This window comes from Rhizobium sp. CECT 9324 (assembly GCF_918741265.1).
Lineage (GTDB): Bacteria > Pseudomonadota > Alphaproteobacteria > Rhizobiales > Rhizobiaceae > Allorhizobium.
Genome location: NZ_CAKKMZ010000002.1, coordinates 723,979 through 742,588, shown reverse-complemented (window position 1 = coordinate 742,588; position 18,610 = coordinate 723,979). Strand labels below are relative to the sequence as shown.

Here is an 18,610-nt window from a genome sequence, read left to right as displayed (position 1 = left end):
CCGAATCGTAGGCGCCACCGCTTTACGCCGGGCAGCTATTCGTCCAGGAAAGCAGCCTCGGCATCGGAAAGCCAACTGAGTGTTGCTTAGACTTTGCCCCCGATTTTTTGGGCTTGAAATCTAGGTAGTTTCGTTAAAACTTGGCGGGCGGGCGGCTGCGGACCTCCCCCTTGGCGACATCCCCTGCTGAGGAGAGCTGCCCGTGACCTTTTTGCAGAGCAAAGCTAGGCATGTCACAATCCAGACCCGGTGGATCTGTGCATCTAATCGGTGCCGCCTGCGCTCAGCGTAAAAGCACTGATAGCTCGGAGAGATCATTCCTGATTGTCGTTGCCGCGACCCCGGCCTGCCCCATCGCATGGCTAATCTGATCCAAGCCAATCACGACGTCTCCAGCGGCATATAGTCCCTGCACATTAGTGCGCTGGTGACTGTCGATGCGGATGCATCCTTCGTCCGTCGCAACCGCTCCGACGCTTAGGGCCAGCTCAGATCGCACGTCCGATCCCAACGCCGGATAGATGCAGTCAAAGTGATGGTCGCCCGCGCCTGCGCGGATCACAATCGCGTCTCGTTCTACATTGATTTCGATTGGACCGCGCTGGACCGCGATCCCCAGTTGCTGCAGACGAGCGACTTCGCGGGGCGCGAGTCGATGCTCGCCTGTAGGCGACAGCAACGTTATGCTCCGGCTGTAGCTCCTCAGAAACACAGCTTCCCTGAACGCATTCGAACCCTGCCCGACGATCGCCAAGCGTTTATCGGTGACTTCGAAGCCATCGCAGACCGGACAGTAGCGGATCAGCCCTCGCCTTACTCCCTCGTCGTGCTTGTCCCTTGGCATCGACGGTCTTCGATTGACCACGCCTGTAGCGATGAGAACGGTCCGTGCTGACAGTGCGCCTCCGTCGAACGAAATAACGAACTCCGCTCCCCGTCTGCTCATCGCCGCCACACGGAGATTCCTAATCTCTGCACCGTACTTCCTGGCCTGAGCGCGCATCCGGGAGAGCAGCACAGCGCCGTTGATGCCTTCGGGAAAACCCGCGTGGTTATGCGAAACCGGGATGCTGGCTGCCCTGCTGGTTCCGTCGTCGAAAACCGTCACAGAGAGATGATAGCGGGCCATATAGATGGCAGCCGTTAATCCGGCAGGCCCACCTCCCACGATAATGCAGTCTCGTTTTTCACAGTCCATGCCCTTACCCAATGCCTAACCGCATCCATCCGCGCAGGCGGTGGGAACAATGAACACGTACCTTTGGTTCCCGAGCGCCCTCAGATGAAAGAAAATCGAATTTCACGCCCGTCACAGCTTACGCTGCAGGCAGACACCTGAGGCCCGGATGCATATCCGGTCCGAGGACACATTGGATATCTTCGAAAGATATCGCATCACCTTCGCGAGCTTCGCCCAGACCGCGCTCCGCATAATGCTTCTGACAAAGCTGCGTTCAGGGTACCCCGCACCCAAGACAAGGAGACCATTGGAAGATCACAAAATCTTGGCGAGCAACATGGCATCACGGCAAGGCGAATCATCACGCGATGATGATGTTCGACCATCGACCGGCGATTTGGAGACGGGGTCGCGGAAAGCGCAGTCATGGAGAGTGTGCAATCGATGCTGACCGGTCACATTCAGCTCATTTTCGATATGCGACTTCCCCGTTGAGCCAGGACATTCGGGCATTTTTACAGACCGATCGAAGGGCTGGTCACTCTGAATGAAATTGACCTGGCCACCCGCGACCGGAACGGAGGCTGCAATGCGTTTCACAGGCACGCCACCAACCGGCCAAAGCAGATCCAGCGGGTGATGCGCGTCCACCGCGTTCCGTTCGAGCCGATCATGTGATCTAGGAGGCAGACAACCCATTGGCGGAGTATAGCAATAGTACCGACGAAATCCTCAAATGCATGTCTGACGAGGAAATAGTTTGCCACGTTGATACGGCCGGTTGCGGAACCGTGGAGCAGTCGCGTGAGACAGCAGCTCCGGCTCGCGATAGAGGATCGCCACCATGGCGGCTTTTGCGGACACTTCAACTTAAAGGATGATCTGGTGGCGCATACGCTGGCGCACGCGCTTGCAGCAGATAGTACCGGAAACGGCGATTTCAGCGATTTCGTTCGTTCCCATCTGGCGCCTCGTCACCGGGATAATCCCGGCAATGGATGCCCGACGGCGGGTCTGGCTGCTGCAATACGTCACCAGACGCCGGCCGCGAAAGCTGCCATGACCGAAGGTCTGCACGCCCAAATCGCCCGTATTCAGCAGGCGCTGCCGGATCGGGGTTCAGCCGACAACCGCCGCGCAGCGATCGGGAGCTGGGTTGCTATGGTAGGGGCAGTCATCCTAGCCTGAGCGGTCAACGATCCTGAACTGTCAGAGGAGGTTCTTGAGCAGACGCGCGCATGGATCGATACCCGAGGCGGATAGGTCGCGGGGATTGGAAAGTGCGCGTTCAGAGTACCCTAAGAATCAACCGGTCCGGAGCGCAGCCAGTCGGCCCTAGCCATCCTAGAGGAGCTGGTAGCGCCGTAGGATGTCCGCGATCTTCGCATCCTGCGCCGCATCGGGAAGGAGGGCCGGCTGTCGGCTGGCACCGACCGACGCGTCTTGCAGATAAAGCGCGCGCTTGACCAGAGCCGGTGGAAATCCCAGCGCATAGAGATCGGTGCGGAAAGCAGCAAAAATGGCCTGCTGGCGCTCCGCCTCTGAGATATCGCCGGTATTGACGTAGTTGAGGATGCGCGCCAGCACCTGCGGCATAGCGTTGCCGAGACCGGAAATGCAGCCTGCCGCCCCGTTTTGCAAGGCCCACAGGACCAGATGGTCAGGGCCTGAATAGACCTCGAAACCATCCATATCCTTGGCGACGGCGAGATATTCCTCCAGCGTTTTCTGGGAGCCGCCAGAATCCTTGATGCCAGCGATGTTGCCGTGACTGGCAAGCGTGCGCGCCGTATCGGGCTCGATATGGTTTTGCGTGCGCGCCGGAATGTCATAGAGATAGACGGGTGTCGAAACCGCATCGGCGACGGTCGAGAAATGGCGGATAAGGCCGTCCTGTGTGCAGGCGATGAAGAAGGGCGTAATGACCGCGATGCCATCGACGCCGATCCGGTCGAATTCACGTGCAAGCTTCACTGTTTCGAAGGTTGCCGGCATGCCGGCATTGACGATCAACTTGACGCGGCCAGCTATTTCTTCGGCTACTTCTTCGGTCAGGCGCACCTTTTCCTCGAAGGTGAGCGCGGTAAAATCGCCGTTGGTGCCGGCGCACATGATGTTGTTGCCGGCCCCGACCTGACGGCGAACCTGCGCACGGGTCGCCTGGTAGTTGACGGTTTCGTCCTCGTTGAAGCAGGTCACGAGGGCCACGAAGGCTTGTTTTGACATTAAGATATTCCTTTGGATGTGGCGGCATCGGACGCCTGCTGAAGGCGGGCGGCCCGGTGGGCGGCCTGCACGTCGGGGTCGGGATTGAGCCCTGCAGCGAGAAGGGCCTGGGTGTAATTCTGCTGCGGCGCGTCAAACACCTGACGGACAGTGCCAGCTTCCACGACATTGCCGTTCTGCATGACCATGACATGGTCAGCAAAATCGCGCACCACCGGCAGGTCGTGGGCGATGAAGATGAAGGCAATCCCCATCTCCTTGCGCAGCTTGTCGAGAAGCGCGATGACCTGTGCCTGGACCGAGACGTCCAGCGCCGAAACAGCTTCATCGCAGATGATCAGCTGCGGCTCGAGCGCGAGCGCTCGGGCAATTGCGATGCGCTGGCGCTGTCCACCGGAAAACTGGTGCGGATAGCGCGCCATGTGTTCCGGCCCGAGGCCCACCTGGGCGAGCAGTTCGGCCACATGCGCGCGCCACCTTGCCTTGGGCAGGATGTCGGGGTGGATGATCCAGGCCTCTGAGATGAGCTGGTAGACGGTCATGCGCGGATTGAGCGACTGCGTCGGGTCCTGAAAGACCATCTGAAGATCGCGGCGCAGCTTGTAGAGTTCCGCCGGAGACAGGGTGAAGAGATCCCTGCCCTTCCACAGGGCCGAGCCGGAATCCGGCTCGTCGAGGCGCAACAGGATACGGGCGAGTGTCGATTTTCCAGAGCCGCTCTCTCCCACCACCGCGAGCGTCTCACCGGCCAGAAGGTCGAAGGATACGCCCTTGAGGGCCGCGAACGCGCCGTAGCTCTTGCGCACGTCGCGCACGCTCAGGACGGGCTCGGCACCCTTCCGCGGTTCGTGCATCTCACCCTTGCCGGGCGCAGCCGCAATCAGCTTCCTCGTGTATGGATGCTGCGGGTTCTTGTAGACCTCCCGCACCGTACCTGTCTCTACCAGAACGCCCTTTTCCATCACCACGACACGATCCGCAATCTCGGCGACGACGCCGAGATCGTGCGTGATGATAAGAACCGCCATGCCAGTCTCGCGTTGCAATTCCTTGAGCAAAGCTAGAACCTCGGCCTGAACGGTGACATCGAGCGCGGTCGTCGGCTCGTCCGCAATCAGGAGATCGGGACGCAGTGCCAAGGCCATCGCGATCATCACCCGCTGGCGCTGGCCACCGGAGAACTCATGCGGATACTTGTTCAGGGCATGGACGGGGTCAGGAATACCGACCCGACCGAGAAGCCTGAGCGCTTCGGCCTGGGCCTTGGCAGCATCCGTGCCATGCGTGGTCAGTGCCTCGCGGATCTGCCAGCCCACGGTATAGACCGGATTGAGGTGGCTGAGTGGATCCTGAAAAATCATCGCAATTCGGCGACCATTGATTTCGCGCCGTTTGGACAGCGGCATCCTAAGGAGGTCGACGCCGTCAAGCAGGATCTCTCCGGAACTGATGCGCCCCGGTGGCATGTCGATGAGATTCATGATCGCCGACGACGAGACCGACTTCCCCGATCCGCTTTCGCCGAGGATGGCGAGCGTTTCGCCACGGTCGAGATGATAGGATATGTCGCAAACGGCCTTCACGATGCCGCCCACCGTATGGAATTCGACCGAGAGGTTCCGGACCTCGAGCAGATGGTCAGCCATTCTTGGCCCCTTTCATTTCCAGGCGCCAGCGCTGCACCGGATCGAGCGCGATCCGCATCCAGTTCGACAGGAGGTTCAGCGACATCGTTGTCAGGATGATCGCCAGCCCCGGCCAAAAGGACAGCCACCAGGCATTGGTCAGATACTGCCGCCCCTGGCTGATCATCAGGCCCCAGGTGATTTCTGGCGGCTGGATACCGATGCCGAGGAATGAGAGTGCGCTTTCCGCGAGCATCACATAGGCGAAATCGAGGGTGGCGAGAGTAGTGAGGGTCGGGAAAACCACCGGCAGGATATGCCGGAACAGGATACGCTTGCTGGAAGCACCCATGACGCGAGCCGCCTGGACAAACATACGCTCTCGAATTTCGAGTACTTCGGCCCGTGTCGTGCGCAGATAGACCGGAATGCGGGTGATGGCGAGCACCATCATCAGGTTGAGGATGGAGGAACCCAGGATATAGAGCACGATGACGGCAATCAGCAGCGACGGGAAGGACATGATCACGTCGGCCAGCCGCATGATCACCTGGTTCACGCGCGGTGACGAGAAGCCGGCGATCAGGCCGAGAATCGTTCCGGCCACGGACGAGATCAGCACGGCGCCGGCCGCGACCACAATGGTGTTCTGCGTGGCGACGATAATGCGGGCAAGCAGCGGCCGGCCGAGCGCATCGGCCCCCATCCACCATACCCAGGCCTTCTCGAAGTCGAAGGGAGCCGTGTTGCGGCCGCGCAGGTTCTGCTTGGTGGCAAGATCCCCGAGCCAGCTCGGACCGATCACGGCCATCACGAGAACGAACAGAAGAAAGATCGCCGCACAGAGCGCGAACTTGTCGGCGAGCAGCATGCGGAACATGCGCTTATAGAAGGGCGGCTCGCCGCTGATGGCATTGGCTTCCATGGACATCACGCTCTCCTCAATGCCGGATTCGGGGATCAAGCAGCGCATAGGCGAGATCGATCAGCAGGTTCATCAGGAAGATCGCCAGAGCTGTCACGAGGATCGCGGCCAGCACCACGTTGAAGTCTCGCTGCAGGATGGAATCGATCATCAGCTTGCCCACCCCCGGAAAGCCGAAGATCGTCTCGATAATGACGGCGCCGTTCAGGAGGCTGGCCGCCTGGTCGCCGATAACGGTGATGACTGGCAGCATGGCGTTGCGCAGAGCATGCACAAAGATGATGGGGGTCGATTTGACGCCCTTGGCCCGTGCCGTCTTCACATAGGCAGAGGAGAGCGCTGTGATCATCGAGCCGCGCACCACCTGCACGATGATGCCGAACGGCCGGACGAAGAGCACCCCAATCGGCAGGATCCAGTGCCAGATCGTGCCTGTACCCGATGTCGGCAGCCAGGCGAGGTTCACGGCGAAGACAACGATGGCGACGATCGCCAGCCAGAAGTCGGGAACCGACGCCCCGATCAAGGACACGATTGAGGAAAAACGGTCGAAGAAACCTCCGGCACGGAAAGCGCCGAGGGAGCCGACGACAATCGCTGCAACCGTCACGAGGCTCATAGTGATGACCGCGAGCCAGAGCGTCCAGACGAAGGCTTCAAGGACTACATTCAGCGCCGGCCGCGCCTTGCGCAGGGATTCCCCAAGATCCCCGGTCACGATATCGCCGACATACCGCCCGAACTGCACCAACAGGGGATCGTTCAGGCCATGCAGTTCCCGGAACTGGTTCTTCATCTCCTCGGACGCTTCGACCGGCAGGAACAAGGCCGCCGGGTCACCGGTCAGGCGAGAGAGGAAGAAGACCATGACCACTAGTCCGATCAGCGAGATCAAACTGGCCACGGCGCGTTTTCGGATGAAACTTAGCATGGCGTCCTCGGAGAAAACTGTGCGGCGGGATGATCCCGCCGCATCACTTGCCTTGGAACAGGCGGGTATACCGCCCGACGATTACTTGATCTTGATCTCGGAGAGCTGGAGCATAGAGTTTGTCGCCATCGTCGGCTTGAAGTCCAAACGCTCGGAAACACGCGAGAAACCAACCATGTGGAAGAGAAGCACATCGGCAACCACATCATCATGCACATAGGCGATCAGTTCCGACCAGAGCTTTGCACGCTCGTCGCCGACGGCTGCGGACGCACGCTTGATCAGGTCGTCGACCTTCGGGTCTGAGAATCCGGACTGCGTACCCTCGGTCGCATACTTGAAGAACATCGAGAACGACGGATCGCCTTTCGAGTTGTCGTGCATGGCGGCGACAATCTGGGGACCGCGACCTTCGGCGAAGGGCTTCGAATAATATTGCTCGTGTTCGGCGACTTCAACGAACTTCAGTTCGACCTTGAGGCCGACTTCCTGCAGTTGTTGCTGGATCGCTTCCATGATTTCGGTCACGTTCGGGAAATTGGCCGAACGAGCAATGATGGTGATTGGCGTATCGGTTTTGACGCCATCCGCCTTGGCCTCCTCGATCAGCTTCTTGGCGGCTTCGGGATCATATGCCGGCACCTTGACGTCTGGGTTCCAGCCAAGCGTCGGAGGCGGTACGATAGCTGTGGCGAGCAGTGCGCTGTCTGGCAGCAGCGTACCAAGGAAGGCCTGCCGATCAACAGCAAGGTTCAATGCTCGACGGATGCGGACGTCGTTCAGAGGCTCGATGTTGTGATCGATGCGCAGATAGACGGTTTCGCTGTCGAGATATGAGAAATCAGTTGCCGCATTGGTGGCCTCATTCTGTGAAATCGACGGTGAAAGGTCGGCTTCCCCGGCCTGGACCATGGCGGCGCGGACAGCGGGATCGGCGCGGAACAGATAGGTAGCTTCCGTTACGTCAGGCTTCTGACCCCAGTAATCGTCGCGGCTCGTAAGGACGATCTGCTGGCCAGGCGTCCAGTTGGTGAGCTTGTACGGCCCGGTACCAACCGGCTCTCGGATGAACTCCAGCGGCGTCTCTTCGGGCACGATGGTGACCAGCGAAAGAAGCAGCGGCAGGATCGGCTGGACCGGATCAGCCTTGAAATCGATGGTGTTGTCATCGATGACCGTCGGCGTGACAGTCATGCCGCCGAAATAGCGACGGGACTCGCAGGTGATCTTGTCGCTCATGATGCGGTCGAAGCTGTGCTTGACATCCTTCGCGTCAAAACCAGTTCCGTCGGAGAACTTTACGCCCTGACGCAGGTGGAAGCGCCAGCTGCCGTCTGCATTCTGCTCCCACTTTTCGGCGAGGCGCGGCTGTACGCCAGTACCGCCACGCACATCGAGCTCCGTCAGCGTTTCACTGACATTTTGCATGATGACGCGGCCGATGTTGGAGCGCGTTGCCATGCAAGGCTCGAGCAGGTCGGCCTCTTCTGGAAGGACAATCTTAATCGGTCCCGATCCGGCATAGGCCGGCGATAAGGCGGAGCCCAGCATGAGGGCACCCAAAACAAACATTCTCTTCACGGTCTTTCCTCCCTAGTGAAATCGTGTTCAGGCTGATGTTACTTTTCCAGATCGCGCGGAGATCACCGCCGCGCAACAGATGGGCCGGCCACCGCCACGCGTGGCGAAGGCGACCGGCCGCCGGCATGCAATTTCTCCTCTCCGGCGTCCTCCGTCCGGGTTGTCCTGACCATCGTATTTTCGTTAGAGTTTGTCAAATTAATTTGCCCTGTAAAGTCAATTCCTATTTCAATCAAACAAAGTAACCTGTTTTTTCATATACTTACCACTACGACACTGCTAAACTTTTTAAAAAAAAGACATTCTAAAACTTGACAACTTTGTAAATTCAGCGATGTTTGCGGCATGCAGGAGGAGCACATGGATCCCAAAGAAATCGCGCGCCACATGAATGGCGGGCTTGAAAGCACACTGCCAGGGCGCATGGAAGCAATGCTGCCGTCACCGATGATTCAGAATCATGCAGCTTTCCTGCACGCCCTGTCCGACGGCGCGCTCGTCTGCGCATGGTTCGGCGGCACACTTGAAGGCAAATCGGATATCTCGATCTACGCCTGCGTGCTGCCAATGGGAGCAACACGTTGGGGCGATCCGCAGCGCCTGAGCTTCGACCCCGCACATTCCGAGCAGAACCCGGTATTCTTCACCGCGCCGGATGGCGGGCTGTGGCTCTTCCATACATCCCAGCCCTCGGGCAATCAGGACGAATGCCGTATCCGCATGACGCAGGTTTCCCGCAGCCCGTCCGATCCGACTGCGCTAACATCAGCGGAAGGCCGTTATCTGAACCTGCCGCCCGGCTGCTTCGTTCGGGCGCCGCTTGTGGTGCGAGACGACGGAGCATGGCTCCTGCCGATCTTCCGCTGCACCCAGCGGCCCGGACAGAAATGGAACGGCAGTCACGACACTGCCGCTGTCGGCGTTTCACGCGATGGCGGCGAGACCTGGCAGCTCGACGACCTCGCCCACTCCCTCGGTTGCGTGCATATGTCGCCGGTCGCATTGGAGGGACAGCAGATCGCCGCCTTCTTCCGCCGCCGCCAGGCCGATTTCGTCTACCGCACGGAAAGCTGCGACGGTGGCCGTTCGTGGTCGGCGCCGGAAGCGACGGACGTGCCGAACAACAACTCGTCGATTGCCGCAATCAGGCTTGGGGACGGCCGCGTGGCGATGATCTGCAATCCGGTGAACGCTGCCCAGTCGAGCGAGCGCCGTGCGTCGCTCTATGACGAACTGGGCGAGAACGACGATCGTCCCGACGCCGATCCCGCCGGCGGCTGCGTTCCCGTCTGGGGCGTGCCGCGCGCGCCACTCGCCGTCTGCTTATCCGACGATGGCGGAAAGACCTTTGCAACCCGTCTTCTGATCGAGGACGGGCCCGGTACCTGCCTTTCCAACGATTCGACCGATGGGCGAAACAAGGAGATGTCTTATCCCTGGCTGCTGGCCGAGGCAGACGGCACCTTGCACCTCGCCTACACCTATCACCGGCGCGCAATCAAATATGTCCGTCTGGCTCCCGGCTGGGACAGCACAGACGCACGGAGGCTTTCATGAGCAAAATCATTGGCATAACCATGGGCGACCCTTGCGGCGTCGGCCCCGAGATTTCGGTGCGCGCGCTTTGCGGCATGACGCCGGAAGAGCAATCGGCAATCCGCATCTATGGGAACCTTGTCACGCTGGAAGCGGCACGCGCCACCCTCGGCATCGATATCGACCTCGCCCCCTTCGTGGTAGACCTGCCGATTGAGGGTGCGCCCCTGCCCTTCGGCACACTCAGCTCCGTCGCCGGCGATGCCGCGTTCCGCTTCATCGAGAAAGCGGTGCGCGATGCCGAGGCTGGCGTGATCGGCTGCATCGTCACCGCACCGATCAACAAGGAAGCTCTGAACCTTGCCGGACATCATTATGACGGCCACACTGGCATGCTGCGCAGCCTCACCGGCTCGAACGCCGCCTATATGCTGCTCGCCTCCGAGCGCCTCAAGGTCATTCACGTTTCGACCCATGTCTCGCTGCAGGAGGCAATCCGGCGGGCGACGACCGAACGGGTTCTGGCAACGATCCGCGCCGGTAACGACCATTTAAAGCGCACCGGCTATGCCGCCCCGAAGATCGCGGTCGCCGGGATCAATCCCCATTGCGGCGAAAACGGCCTTTTCGGGACCGAGGATGACGACCAGATCGCACCCGCCGTCGCCGCCGCCCGCGCCGAAGGCATCGACGCCTATGGCCCTATCTCGGCCGATACCGTGTTTTACCGCGCCTATTCCGGCGTCTTTGATCTCGTCGTGGCGCAATATCACGATCAGGGACACATCCCGATCAAGCTCGTAGCCTTTGACACCGCCGTCAACGTCTCTGTGGACCTGCCGATCGACCGCACCTCGGTCGACCATGGCACCGCCTTCGACATCGCCGGCAAGGGTATCGCCGATCACGGCAACATGAATTCCGCCATCGCCTACGCCCGCAAGCTGGTGTCGGGCGCCGCCAAGCGAGGATGACGCCATGACCATCGCTTCCATCACGCTCCACCAGCCCCGCCGGCTCGCCGTCGGCGCCGGTACGATCGCCGAGGTCGGCCTCTGGGCGGCCAATACCGCTTCTGTGCTGGTCATCGCCACGCCGATCACCGCGGGTTTTGCCGACCGGCTGAAGCTTTCCGGTCGCATCACGCTGTTCGACGCGATCCCCGGAGAGCCGGATACCGCAACTCTGGATGCGGCCCTTGCCGCTGCCCGTCAGTGCAGGCCAGATCTCATCGTCGGCCTCGGCGGTGGCTCGGTGCTCGATGTCGCAAAGCTCGTCGCCGCGCTCTGGGACGGCGAACAGACCCTTTCCGACGTCGCCGGCCCGAACCGGGTCGCCGGCCGCCGTTCGCGCCTCGTTCAGGTCGCCACGACTGCGGGCACCGGCTCCGAAGCCGGCATCCGCGCCCTCATTACCGATCCAGTCAAGGGCAACAAGGTCGCGGTCGAAAGCCCTCATATGATCGCCGATTTCGCGGTTCTTGATCCCGAACTGACCTATTCCGTGCCGTCGGCGGTGACGGCCGCGACCGGCGTCGATGCCATGGCGCACTGCGTCGAGGCCTTCACCAATCGCCGTGCCCATCCGATGATCGACGACTTTGCCCGCATGGGCTTCCGGCTGGTCGGAAAATATCTCGCCCGCGCGGTGCGAGATGGCGCTGATACCGAAGCCCGCGAAGGACTGATGCTCGCCTCCTATTATGGCGGTATCTGCCTCGGTCCGGTCAACACCGCCGCCGGCCATGCCATCGCCTATCCGCTCGGCACGCGGCTCCACCTGCCGCACGGGCTTGCCAACGCCATCATCTTCCCTCACGTCCTGGCCTTCAACCAGCCGGTGGCGGCAGCCAAGACGGCCGAGGTCGCCAGCGCACTTGGCCTCGGCGAAGGCCTTTCCGCTGAAAACCTCTTCAATTCCGCGCACGGCTTCTGCCGTGATCTCGGCATCGAAATGTCGCTACGCGCCCATGGTGCCAAGCCCGACGACTTGCCGCTTTACGCAAGCGAGGCCCATGCCAACCGTCGCCTGATGGACAACAATCCCATCGACATGAGTGTCGAGGATGTACTGGCGATCTACCGGGCCGCCGCCTGAAACTTATCGCCTTTCCCAAACCTTCCGGCAAACATCGCCACGAACCAAAAATCCCGGCTCTGCCGGGATTTTGCGTTTATTTGGTTGCCTGGAAGAGGCGTTCGCGTGACCCCGTAAGATGGTCGAGCATCAGTTGCCTTGCCTTGTACCCGTCACGAATGGCGATGGCTTCAGCGATTGCCTCATGCTCGCCGAAGACCCGCGTCAGGCCGGCAGTCTCCCGTTTGACGGAGGCGCCGTGGAAGCGCATGCCTACGGCGATGTGGTCCTTCAGCGCTTCCATGGCGGTGAAGAAATAGCTGTTTTGCGCCGCCCGCGCGATGGCGAGATGGAACTGGAAGTCCGCATCCTCACGGTGAGATTGCCGGTTGGTGGCGTCGCGCATGAGTTCAAGTGCCTGGCGAATGGCCGAAAGCGTACCCGCGTCGTGACGCTCCGCCGCTGCGGCTGCCGCCGCGGGCTCGACCGTCAGGCGGAATTCGTAGCAGTTGAGAAGATCGGCGACATTTTCCAGCTGGCCGAAGCCCAGCGGCTGGCGCATTCCGACGGCGCGCACGAAACTGCCCGCCCCGCGGCGCGAATAGATGAATCCCTGTTCGCGAAGACGTCTAAGGGCTTCTCGGATGATGGGGCGGGACACCTCGAACTCAATTGCGAGATCGTGTTCTGTCGGCAGACGTTCGTCGGGCTGGTACGCGCCGGACTTGATTGCCCGGTGCATGCGTTCGAATACAAGATCGCCGAGGCTCCTGCGTGTTGCTCCGCTCTCCAATCCCATCTGTCATCCCATATTGCGAAGCAGTATGCTCGCGATCTCTTTCAATGTATTCGGATGCCCAAATCCCCCGGATTTTGCAATAATGCAATGTCCATGGGCGTGAGCCAAACCCAGACCGGGCATACATTCCCCCAGCAAACGAAAGCGCGTAATACCCATCCTTTCAAGCACGCCCTCCGCCGTCGCCCCGCCCGAAAGAAGTATTGTCGAGGCGTTGGCGGTTAAATCTGGATACACACTTTCGGCGAGATTACGCGAAACATCATGAGCGTTTACGGCGTCCTCTCCCGGCACGGCCTGCACAAGGGTGATCACACTGCCATCGGACCGATCACTTCTCCCGGTAAGGCGACCGTTGGACGCGGGCAGGTAGTGAAGCTCAACAGTCTCGCAAAGCGCCTCGATCTGGGCAAGGGTAATTGGATCGCGGGATCCAATGACAAAAAGCGCCCTACCTCTGGGTATCTCGGCAGTCTGCGCTGCCGCCTTGCCGCTGAGTCTTTCCGCAAGCGCTTCGGCCAAGCCCCGCGCTCCGATCAGAAGATCGTCACCAGAGCTCTCCGAATGATCAAGCCACGTATGCATCTCGCTCTGATTGGACATATCGGGAATGTTAGTAAAAGCAGCGTGGTGTCCGAGCTTTTCTGCAATGGAAATCGGCGTGTCCACCCCAAAACCCGTCACACAGCTATCTTTCACGACGCGCCCAAATGCAGGAATCGCTGGCGCCGCCAGAGCTGATCGAAAGGACATTGCATCGAGCTCGGCCGCAATATGCCCCTTGAGACGCGAGTCGACCTTTTTGAAGAGCCGTACTCCTGCTGGCAGTGCAGCAAGTGCCCTCTCGACTTGCCGCTGCGCGGCCAGAGCGCCAATCTCGCGTGAGCCTAGATTGATCGAAAGTACGTCCGGAGCCTCGCGAAGTGCACTGCTAATGGCCCCCGTTGCCAGAGCCACTTCCACATGCATCCCCCGCCCCGCGAACGGGGCGCCACTATCCAACGCACCCGTCAGATCGTCGGCAAGAATCGCCAGCATCGCTAGTCCCAAATTGTTGTAATCTTAATTTCCGCCTTCTCCATTGAAAAGTCAATGAAGTTTGACATGGCATTACAAATATCAGGGCAAACGATGGTCGGCAATTGGAGTCCGGAGCTTATCGGCGTGTGCGCGTTCGGCGCTGCGTATTATCCAGCGTCTTACGCTCTGCAAGCACGTCGCATAGAACAAGATATTCGGCCTTGCGTTGCAGGGCCACCATTTCCGCTGTAGCTCATGGCTCGGACGGTTTTGGCGTTCCCCGATCTGCGACACCCACGACTGTTCTGGGAGATGCTGCGGGTCTGCAACCTTTAGCTTTTTTTCTCCACGGAGGGCCTCCGTCGTAGTGGCGCTCCTACGGAGTAATGGGTCGACAATAATTCGTTTATTTCCGAAACACGGTACACAATCAAAGTCTGGATCAGGCGTTTGCCGGCCAAGCCAAGGGTTCGGCCTTGAGAGAAGCGCACCCTTGACCTTGTGATCACATTCCGGTCGGTATTTGTCTTCCTAGGTCGTGCCCTTGGCTTCACTGATACAGTAGACCGAGCTAATTCGTCAGATCGCTTGAGAAAAACCGGCAATCAAGGGGTCGGCCGGGTGTAGCGCTTCGGCGTTTGCCGGATCGCTCGAAATCAGTGCTCAAGGCCAGGAGCCCGAAGGCCTCCAAAATCGGCTCTTTGCTATCGGCGCAGCAAAAAATGGAAGCGGAGCGACTGTCTGCTGAAACATGCCACCATAGTAAAGGCAGCCTCCCATAGCTTACGGGGGGCTGCACGACTTCGTCCTACGCGGACAATGCACGCATCTCGCGAATAAGGTCGGATTTACCCTCGAAGCCAATGCCAGCAATGTCAGGCATCACGATGTGGCCGTCCTCCACCGCAACCCCGTCGGGAAAGCCGCCATAGGGCTGGAACAGGTCTGGATAGCTTTCGTTGCCACCGAGCCCGAGGCCGGCTGCGATGTTGAGCGACATTTGATGGCCCCCATGAGGAATGCAGCGCGAGGGCTGCCAACCGTGGTCATTGAGCATTTGGAGCGTGCGAAGATATTCGACAAGTCCGTAGGAGAGAGCGCAGTCGAACTGCAGCCAATCGCGATCAGGCCGCATGCCGCCGTGGCGGATGAGATTGCGCGCGTCCGGCATGCTGAAGAGGTTTTCGCCCGTCGCCATGGCACCCGGATAAAACTCGGCAAGTGCCGCCTGGAGCTGATAATCGAGTGGATCGCCGGCCTCCTCGTACCAGAACAGCGGGAACTGGCGCAGCATCTTGGCATATGCGATCGCCGTCTCCAGATCGAAACGGCCATTGGCATCCACGGCGAGCTGCGCTTCGGAGCCGATCTCTTCCAGCACAGCTTCGATGCGTCGGGCGTCGTCGTCCACAGAGGCCCCGCCAATCTTCATCTTCACCACGTTGTAGCCGCGGTTGAGATAGCAACGCATTTCCTGTTGTAGGGCCGAATTTTCCTTTCCGGGATAATAGTAGCCCCCGGCTGCATAGACGAACACTTTGGGATTGGCCTCGCGGCCCGCACGCTCCGCCAGCAGGCGGAAAAGCGGTTTTCCGGCGATCTTTGCGACTGCGTCCCACACCGCCATGTCTATGGTCCCAACCGCGACCGAGCGCTCGCCGTGACCACCCGGCTTCTCATTGGTCATCATCGCCGCCCAGACCTTCTCGGGCGAGATGTTATCGCCGGTCTCGTCGAGCAGCGTCTGCGGATCGGCAGTTGTAATACGATCGGCAAATCGCTCGCGGATCAGGCCTCCCTGACCATAGCGGCCGTTGGAGTTGAACCCGTAACCGACAATCGGTTTTCCGTCGCGGATCACATCCGTGATCACTGCAACCAGGCTCGATGTCATTTTGGAGAAGTCTATATAAGCGTTGCGGATCGGCGACGAAATTGGCTTCGTCACCTCCCGGATTTCCACGATACGGGGCATTGAAAAACTCCAGAGTGTCAGAATGTGGTGTGGGCTATTCGCCAACATCGCGGCTGTCCTTGTGCCAAAATACCAGTTTTCGCTGGATGAGGCTCACGGTGCCGAACATGGCGAGGCCGAGAAGGCTAAGGTAGAGGATGAGCGCGAAGACACGCGGCGTGTGGAGCTGCGAAGCCGCCACACGGATCATCTCGCCGAAACCCTTGCCGCCGCCGAGAAATTCGCCGGTGATGGCCCCCGCCATCACGCTCAGCGAAGCAATCTTTAGTCCGGTGAAGATATGCGGCAAACCCGCCGGCATCTTCATATGCAAAAGCGTCTGCCAGCGCGAGGCGCCCATGGTGCGGAAGAGGTTCAAAGCATTGCGATCGGCACTGTTGAGGCCAGCCGCCGTGCCCACAAGGATAGGGAATACGGAAACGAACGTCGCGAGTGCGACTTTCGAGGATATATTGAAACCGAGCCAGGCGACGAAGAGCGGCGCGAATGCAATCTTGGGCATGGTGTCGATAGCGATCAGATAGGGCATCACGGCCCGTTCTCCGAAACGGGTCTCGCCAACCAGAACGCCAAGGCCAATACCGATCAGCGTTGCCAAAACGAAACCGATCAGGACCTCCTGCATAGTGATCCACAAGGCCGCCAGCATGTACCCACCGGTTACGAGATTGGTGCCGACGAAGACAATCTCGTGCCAGGTTTCCAGCGGTGACGGCAGGATGATGTTGGAAACGACACCGGTGGCGGTCGCGAAGTGCCAGATCAACACGACCATGAAGCCCAGCCCGAAGATGGCAAGAGGCCGCGGAATGCTATCGATCAGGGAAACCTCTTCCTTCCAGACCGTACTTTCCACGGGAGCGCCAGACCCGTGCGTATCAATCGTGCTCATGAGCGTGATCCTTGACTTAGCAGATTGCGGATATGAGCCACATAGCGCCCGAAGGCAGGGCTTGTGACCATGTCGAGCGTGCGGGGACGTGGCAGATCAACATGGACCGCCTCGATTATCCTGCCCGGCCTTGTGCCCATGACGAATACGGTGTCGGACAGGATAATTGCCTCCGCGATCGAGTGCGTCACAAGGAATGCCGTTGCATCGCGTTCCATGCAGATACGCTGGAGTTCCATATTCATGAAATCGCGTACCAGTTCGTCCAGCGCGCTGAACGGCTCGTCGAGCAACAACACGGCGGGTTCGGTGATCAACATACGGCAGATTGCCGCGCGCTGCGCCATGCCACCTGAGAGTTCCAAGGGAAAGGACTTCTCGAAGCCTTTCAGTCCGACCAGATCTAGCAACGCCTGGGCGTCACCCGCCTTGGCGCGGGCCGCCGTCTTGCCGTCGCGGATACGGATCGGCAGCAAGATGTTGTCTATGGTCGTCAGCCATGGAAAGAGCGTGGCTTGCTGGAACATCATGCCGATATCCCGGCGCGGCCCGACAACTGGTTTGCCGGCCAGGACCACACTGCCCGCCGTCGGCGAGGTCAGTCCCGCCATGATCTTGAGCAAAGTGGACTTGCCGCAACCGGACGAGCCGATAACCGAGTAAAAGCTGCCCTTGCGCAAATCGAGATTGATATTTTCGAGGGCGACGAGACTGCGGCGCGCATAGACCTTGTCGACGCCGCGGAGACTGTAGATGGAGGGCGCCAACAGCGCGCCCTTTTCCTTTGCGAGTTGAGCCGTCATCATTTCGCATTCCAGGCTTCAACGAAACGGTTGGTGTAGATGGCGTTGAGGTCCGGCAGCGGCTCCTTGAGCTCACCCGACGAAACAAGGCTCTCCTGCCAGGCCTGCCAGGCTTCGAGATCCTGATAGCCATAGCCTTTGGCCGGATCAAACGGGGTCTGGCGAACGACGATTTGCTCGATCAGCGCCTTGGAGAAATCACGGTCTTCGCCTTCCTGCGGATTCACGGCTGCGGCATGATCGATGACCTTCTCGATATTGGCGGCATCAGCGGCGAAGAGAGCACCTTTGACAACAGCTTTGCCGAAGCCTTCGATCACATCCGGATTCTTGTCGATATAGTCAGCCATGGCTGCAAAACCGTTACCGAAGAACACCCGGAACTTCTCTGGCGTGATGTTACGAAGCTTGAGGCCCCGGCTGTTGAGAATGGCAGCATCGCTGGTGGCGGCGACGTAGGCATCGATATCGCCACGCATGAAACCGGCCGTCGCGAGGCCACCGTCACCGACGACGAGGAAAGAATAGTCCTTGCCTTCCTCCATTCCCAGATCTCCGAGGATCGAGCGGGCAAAGGATGCCTCTGCGCCGTCGGCCGTGCCAATGCCGATAACCTTGCCCTTCAGTTCCTCAGGCTTCTGCACGGTCGTTTCCTCCTTAACGACCATGCTCAGCGAACTATTCGGATTGAGGCGATAGATGAAGGTGATGTCGATGCCGCGTGCACGTGCACCGAGGAACGGACCGGCAGCCGGGTTGCCGATCTGGCCCTGACCTGCGGTCAGCGCCTGAAGTACCGCACCCGAGCCGTTGAGAGCCTCGACCTTCACGTTCAGACCCTGTTCGGCGAAATAGCCCTCTCCCATGGCAACTGCGACCGGAATGATGTTGATGGCCGAGGGATTGGCAATAACGAAGGTCACATCCTTGGCCGCCTGAGCGCTGGCCGACGCCGTGCTGGACAAACCGATGATGGATGCAGCCAATAGGCATTTTACAAATTTCAAAGCGTGCATATTATATCCTCCTCCTGTAAGTTCA

General features: G+C 59.8%; 15 protein-coding genes and 2 pseudogenes. 5 read left to right on the top strand and 12 right to left on the bottom strand.

Annotated elements, in window-relative coordinates; translation table 11 throughout:
* Nucleotides 1–283: 283 nt before the first annotated feature.
* Nucleotides 284–1,198: an NAD(P)/FAD-dependent oxidoreductase gene (locus LQ231_RS23220; RefSeq protein WP_230174272.1), complete on the bottom strand. Its 915-nt coding sequence runs from the start codon at nt 1,196–1,198 to the stop codon at nt 284–286.
* 501 nt (nt 1,199–1,699) lie between these two features.
* Here LQ231_RS23220 and LQ231_RS23215 point away from each other — a divergent pair.
* Together LQ231_RS23215 and LQ231_RS23210 are read left to right on the top strand one after the other, a co-directional pair.
* A pseudogene (locus tag LQ231_RS23215) lies at nt 1,700–1,932 on the top strand (hypothetical protein); the annotation flags it as partial.
* A 91-nt stretch (nt 1,933–2,023) separates the two neighbouring features.
* A pseudogene (locus tag LQ231_RS23210) lies at nt 2,024–2,443 on the top strand (TetR/AcrR family transcriptional regulator); the annotation flags it as partial.
* An 81-nt stretch (nt 2,444–2,524) separates the two neighbouring features.
* Here LQ231_RS23210 and LQ231_RS23205 read toward each other — a convergent pair.
* The 5 genes from LQ231_RS23205 to LQ231_RS23185 form a co-directional block, all read right to left on the bottom strand.
* A complete protein-coding gene (locus LQ231_RS23205) occupies nt 2,525–3,406 on the bottom strand; it encodes a dihydrodipicolinate synthase family protein (RefSeq protein WP_230174271.1) in 882 nt (293 codons plus the stop codon).
* Complete coding sequence (locus tag LQ231_RS23200) at nt 3,406–5,052, bottom strand: ABC transporter ATP-binding protein (RefSeq protein ID WP_230174270.1); 1,647 nt, start codon at nt 5,050–5,052, stop codon at nt 3,406–3,408. The genes LQ231_RS23205 and LQ231_RS23200 overlap by 1 nt, the downstream gene beginning before the upstream one ends.
* A complete protein-coding gene (locus tag LQ231_RS23195; RefSeq protein ID WP_230174268.1) occupies nt 5,045–5,962 on the bottom strand; it encodes an ABC transporter permease in 918 nt (305 codons plus the stop codon). Before LQ231_RS23195 ends, LQ231_RS23200 begins: the two co-directional genes overlap by 8 nt.
* A gap of 10 nt (nt 5,963–5,972) precedes the next feature.
* Nucleotides 5,973–6,887 carry an ABC transporter permease gene (locus LQ231_RS23190; protein ID WP_230174267.1) on the bottom strand — a complete coding sequence of 305 codons (915 nt, stop codon included), beginning with the start codon at nt 6,885–6,887 and terminating at the stop codon, nt 5,973–5,975.
* Nucleotides 6,888–6,968: 81 nt separating this feature from the next.
* Nucleotides 6,969–8,468 (bottom strand): ABC transporter substrate-binding protein, encoded by a 1,500-nt coding sequence (locus tag LQ231_RS23185; RefSeq protein ID WP_230174266.1) that lies wholly within the window; start codon nt 8,466–8,468, stop codon nt 6,969–6,971.
* A 360-nt stretch (nt 8,469–8,828) separates the two neighbouring features.
* On the opposite strand from LQ231_RS23185, the gene LQ231_RS23180 reads away from it, so the two are divergent.
* From LQ231_RS23180 to LQ231_RS23170, 3 genes are read left to right on the top strand one after another with little or no spacing between them, the layout of a single operon-like run.
* The gene (locus LQ231_RS23180; RefSeq protein ID WP_230174265.1) at nt 8,829–10,025 is read left to right on the top strand and encodes an exo-alpha-sialidase; all 1,197 of its coding nucleotides are present in this window, start codon (nt 8,829–8,831) and stop codon (nt 10,023–10,025) included.
* Complete coding sequence (gene pdxA / locus LQ231_RS23175; protein ID WP_230174264.1) at nt 10,022–10,978, top strand: 4-hydroxythreonine-4-phosphate dehydrogenase PdxA; 957 nt, start codon at nt 10,022–10,024, stop codon at nt 10,976–10,978. Before LQ231_RS23180 ends, pdxA begins: the two co-directional genes overlap by 4 nt.
* A gap of 4 nt (nt 10,979–10,982) precedes the next feature.
* Nucleotides 10,983–12,101 (top strand): iron-containing alcohol dehydrogenase, encoded by a 1,119-nt coding sequence (locus tag LQ231_RS23170; RefSeq protein ID WP_230174263.1) that lies wholly within the window; start codon nt 10,983–10,985, stop codon nt 12,099–12,101.
* 76 nt (nt 12,102–12,177) lie between these two features.
* Here LQ231_RS23170 and LQ231_RS23165 read toward each other — a convergent pair whose 3' ends face one another.
* The 6 genes from LQ231_RS23165 to LQ231_RS23140 all read right to left on the bottom strand — a co-directional run bounded on the left by LQ231_RS23165 (nt 12,178) and on the right by LQ231_RS23140 (nt 18,585).
* Nucleotides 12,178–12,879, bottom strand: a complete 702-nt coding sequence (locus tag LQ231_RS23165) for a FadR/GntR family transcriptional regulator (RefSeq protein WP_230174262.1) — start codon at nt 12,877–12,879, stop codon at nt 12,178–12,180.
* A gap of 3 nt (nt 12,880–12,882) precedes the next feature.
* The gene (locus LQ231_RS23160) at nt 12,883–13,917 is read right to left on the bottom strand and encodes a four-carbon acid sugar kinase family protein (RefSeq protein ID WP_230174261.1); all 1,035 of its coding nucleotides are present in this window, start codon (nt 13,915–13,917) and stop codon (nt 12,883–12,885) included.
* Between the two features lie 790 nt (nt 13,918–14,707).
* On the bottom strand, nt 14,708–15,874 hold the full coding sequence (locus LQ231_RS23155; RefSeq protein ID WP_230174260.1) for a mandelate racemase/muconate lactonizing enzyme family protein: 1,167 nt from the start codon (nt 15,872–15,874) through the stop codon (nt 14,708–14,710).
* Nucleotides 15,875–15,908: 34 nt separating this feature from the next.
* Nucleotides 15,909–16,766: an ABC transporter permease gene (locus tag LQ231_RS23150; protein WP_230174259.1), complete on the bottom strand. Its 858-nt coding sequence runs from the start codon at nt 16,764–16,766 to the stop codon at nt 15,909–15,911.
* The gene (locus LQ231_RS23145) at nt 16,763–17,572 is read right to left on the bottom strand and encodes an ABC transporter ATP-binding protein (RefSeq protein ID WP_230174258.1); all 810 of its coding nucleotides are present in this window, start codon (nt 17,570–17,572) and stop codon (nt 16,763–16,765) included. The genes LQ231_RS23150 and LQ231_RS23145 overlap by 4 nt, the downstream gene beginning before the upstream one ends.
* Nucleotides 17,569–18,585: an ABC transporter substrate-binding protein gene (locus LQ231_RS23140; protein ID WP_230174257.1), complete on the bottom strand. Its 1,017-nt coding sequence runs from the start codon at nt 18,583–18,585 to the stop codon at nt 17,569–17,571. The genes LQ231_RS23145 and LQ231_RS23140 overlap by 4 nt, the downstream gene beginning before the upstream one ends.
* Nucleotides 18,586–18,610 lie beyond the last annotated feature (25 nt).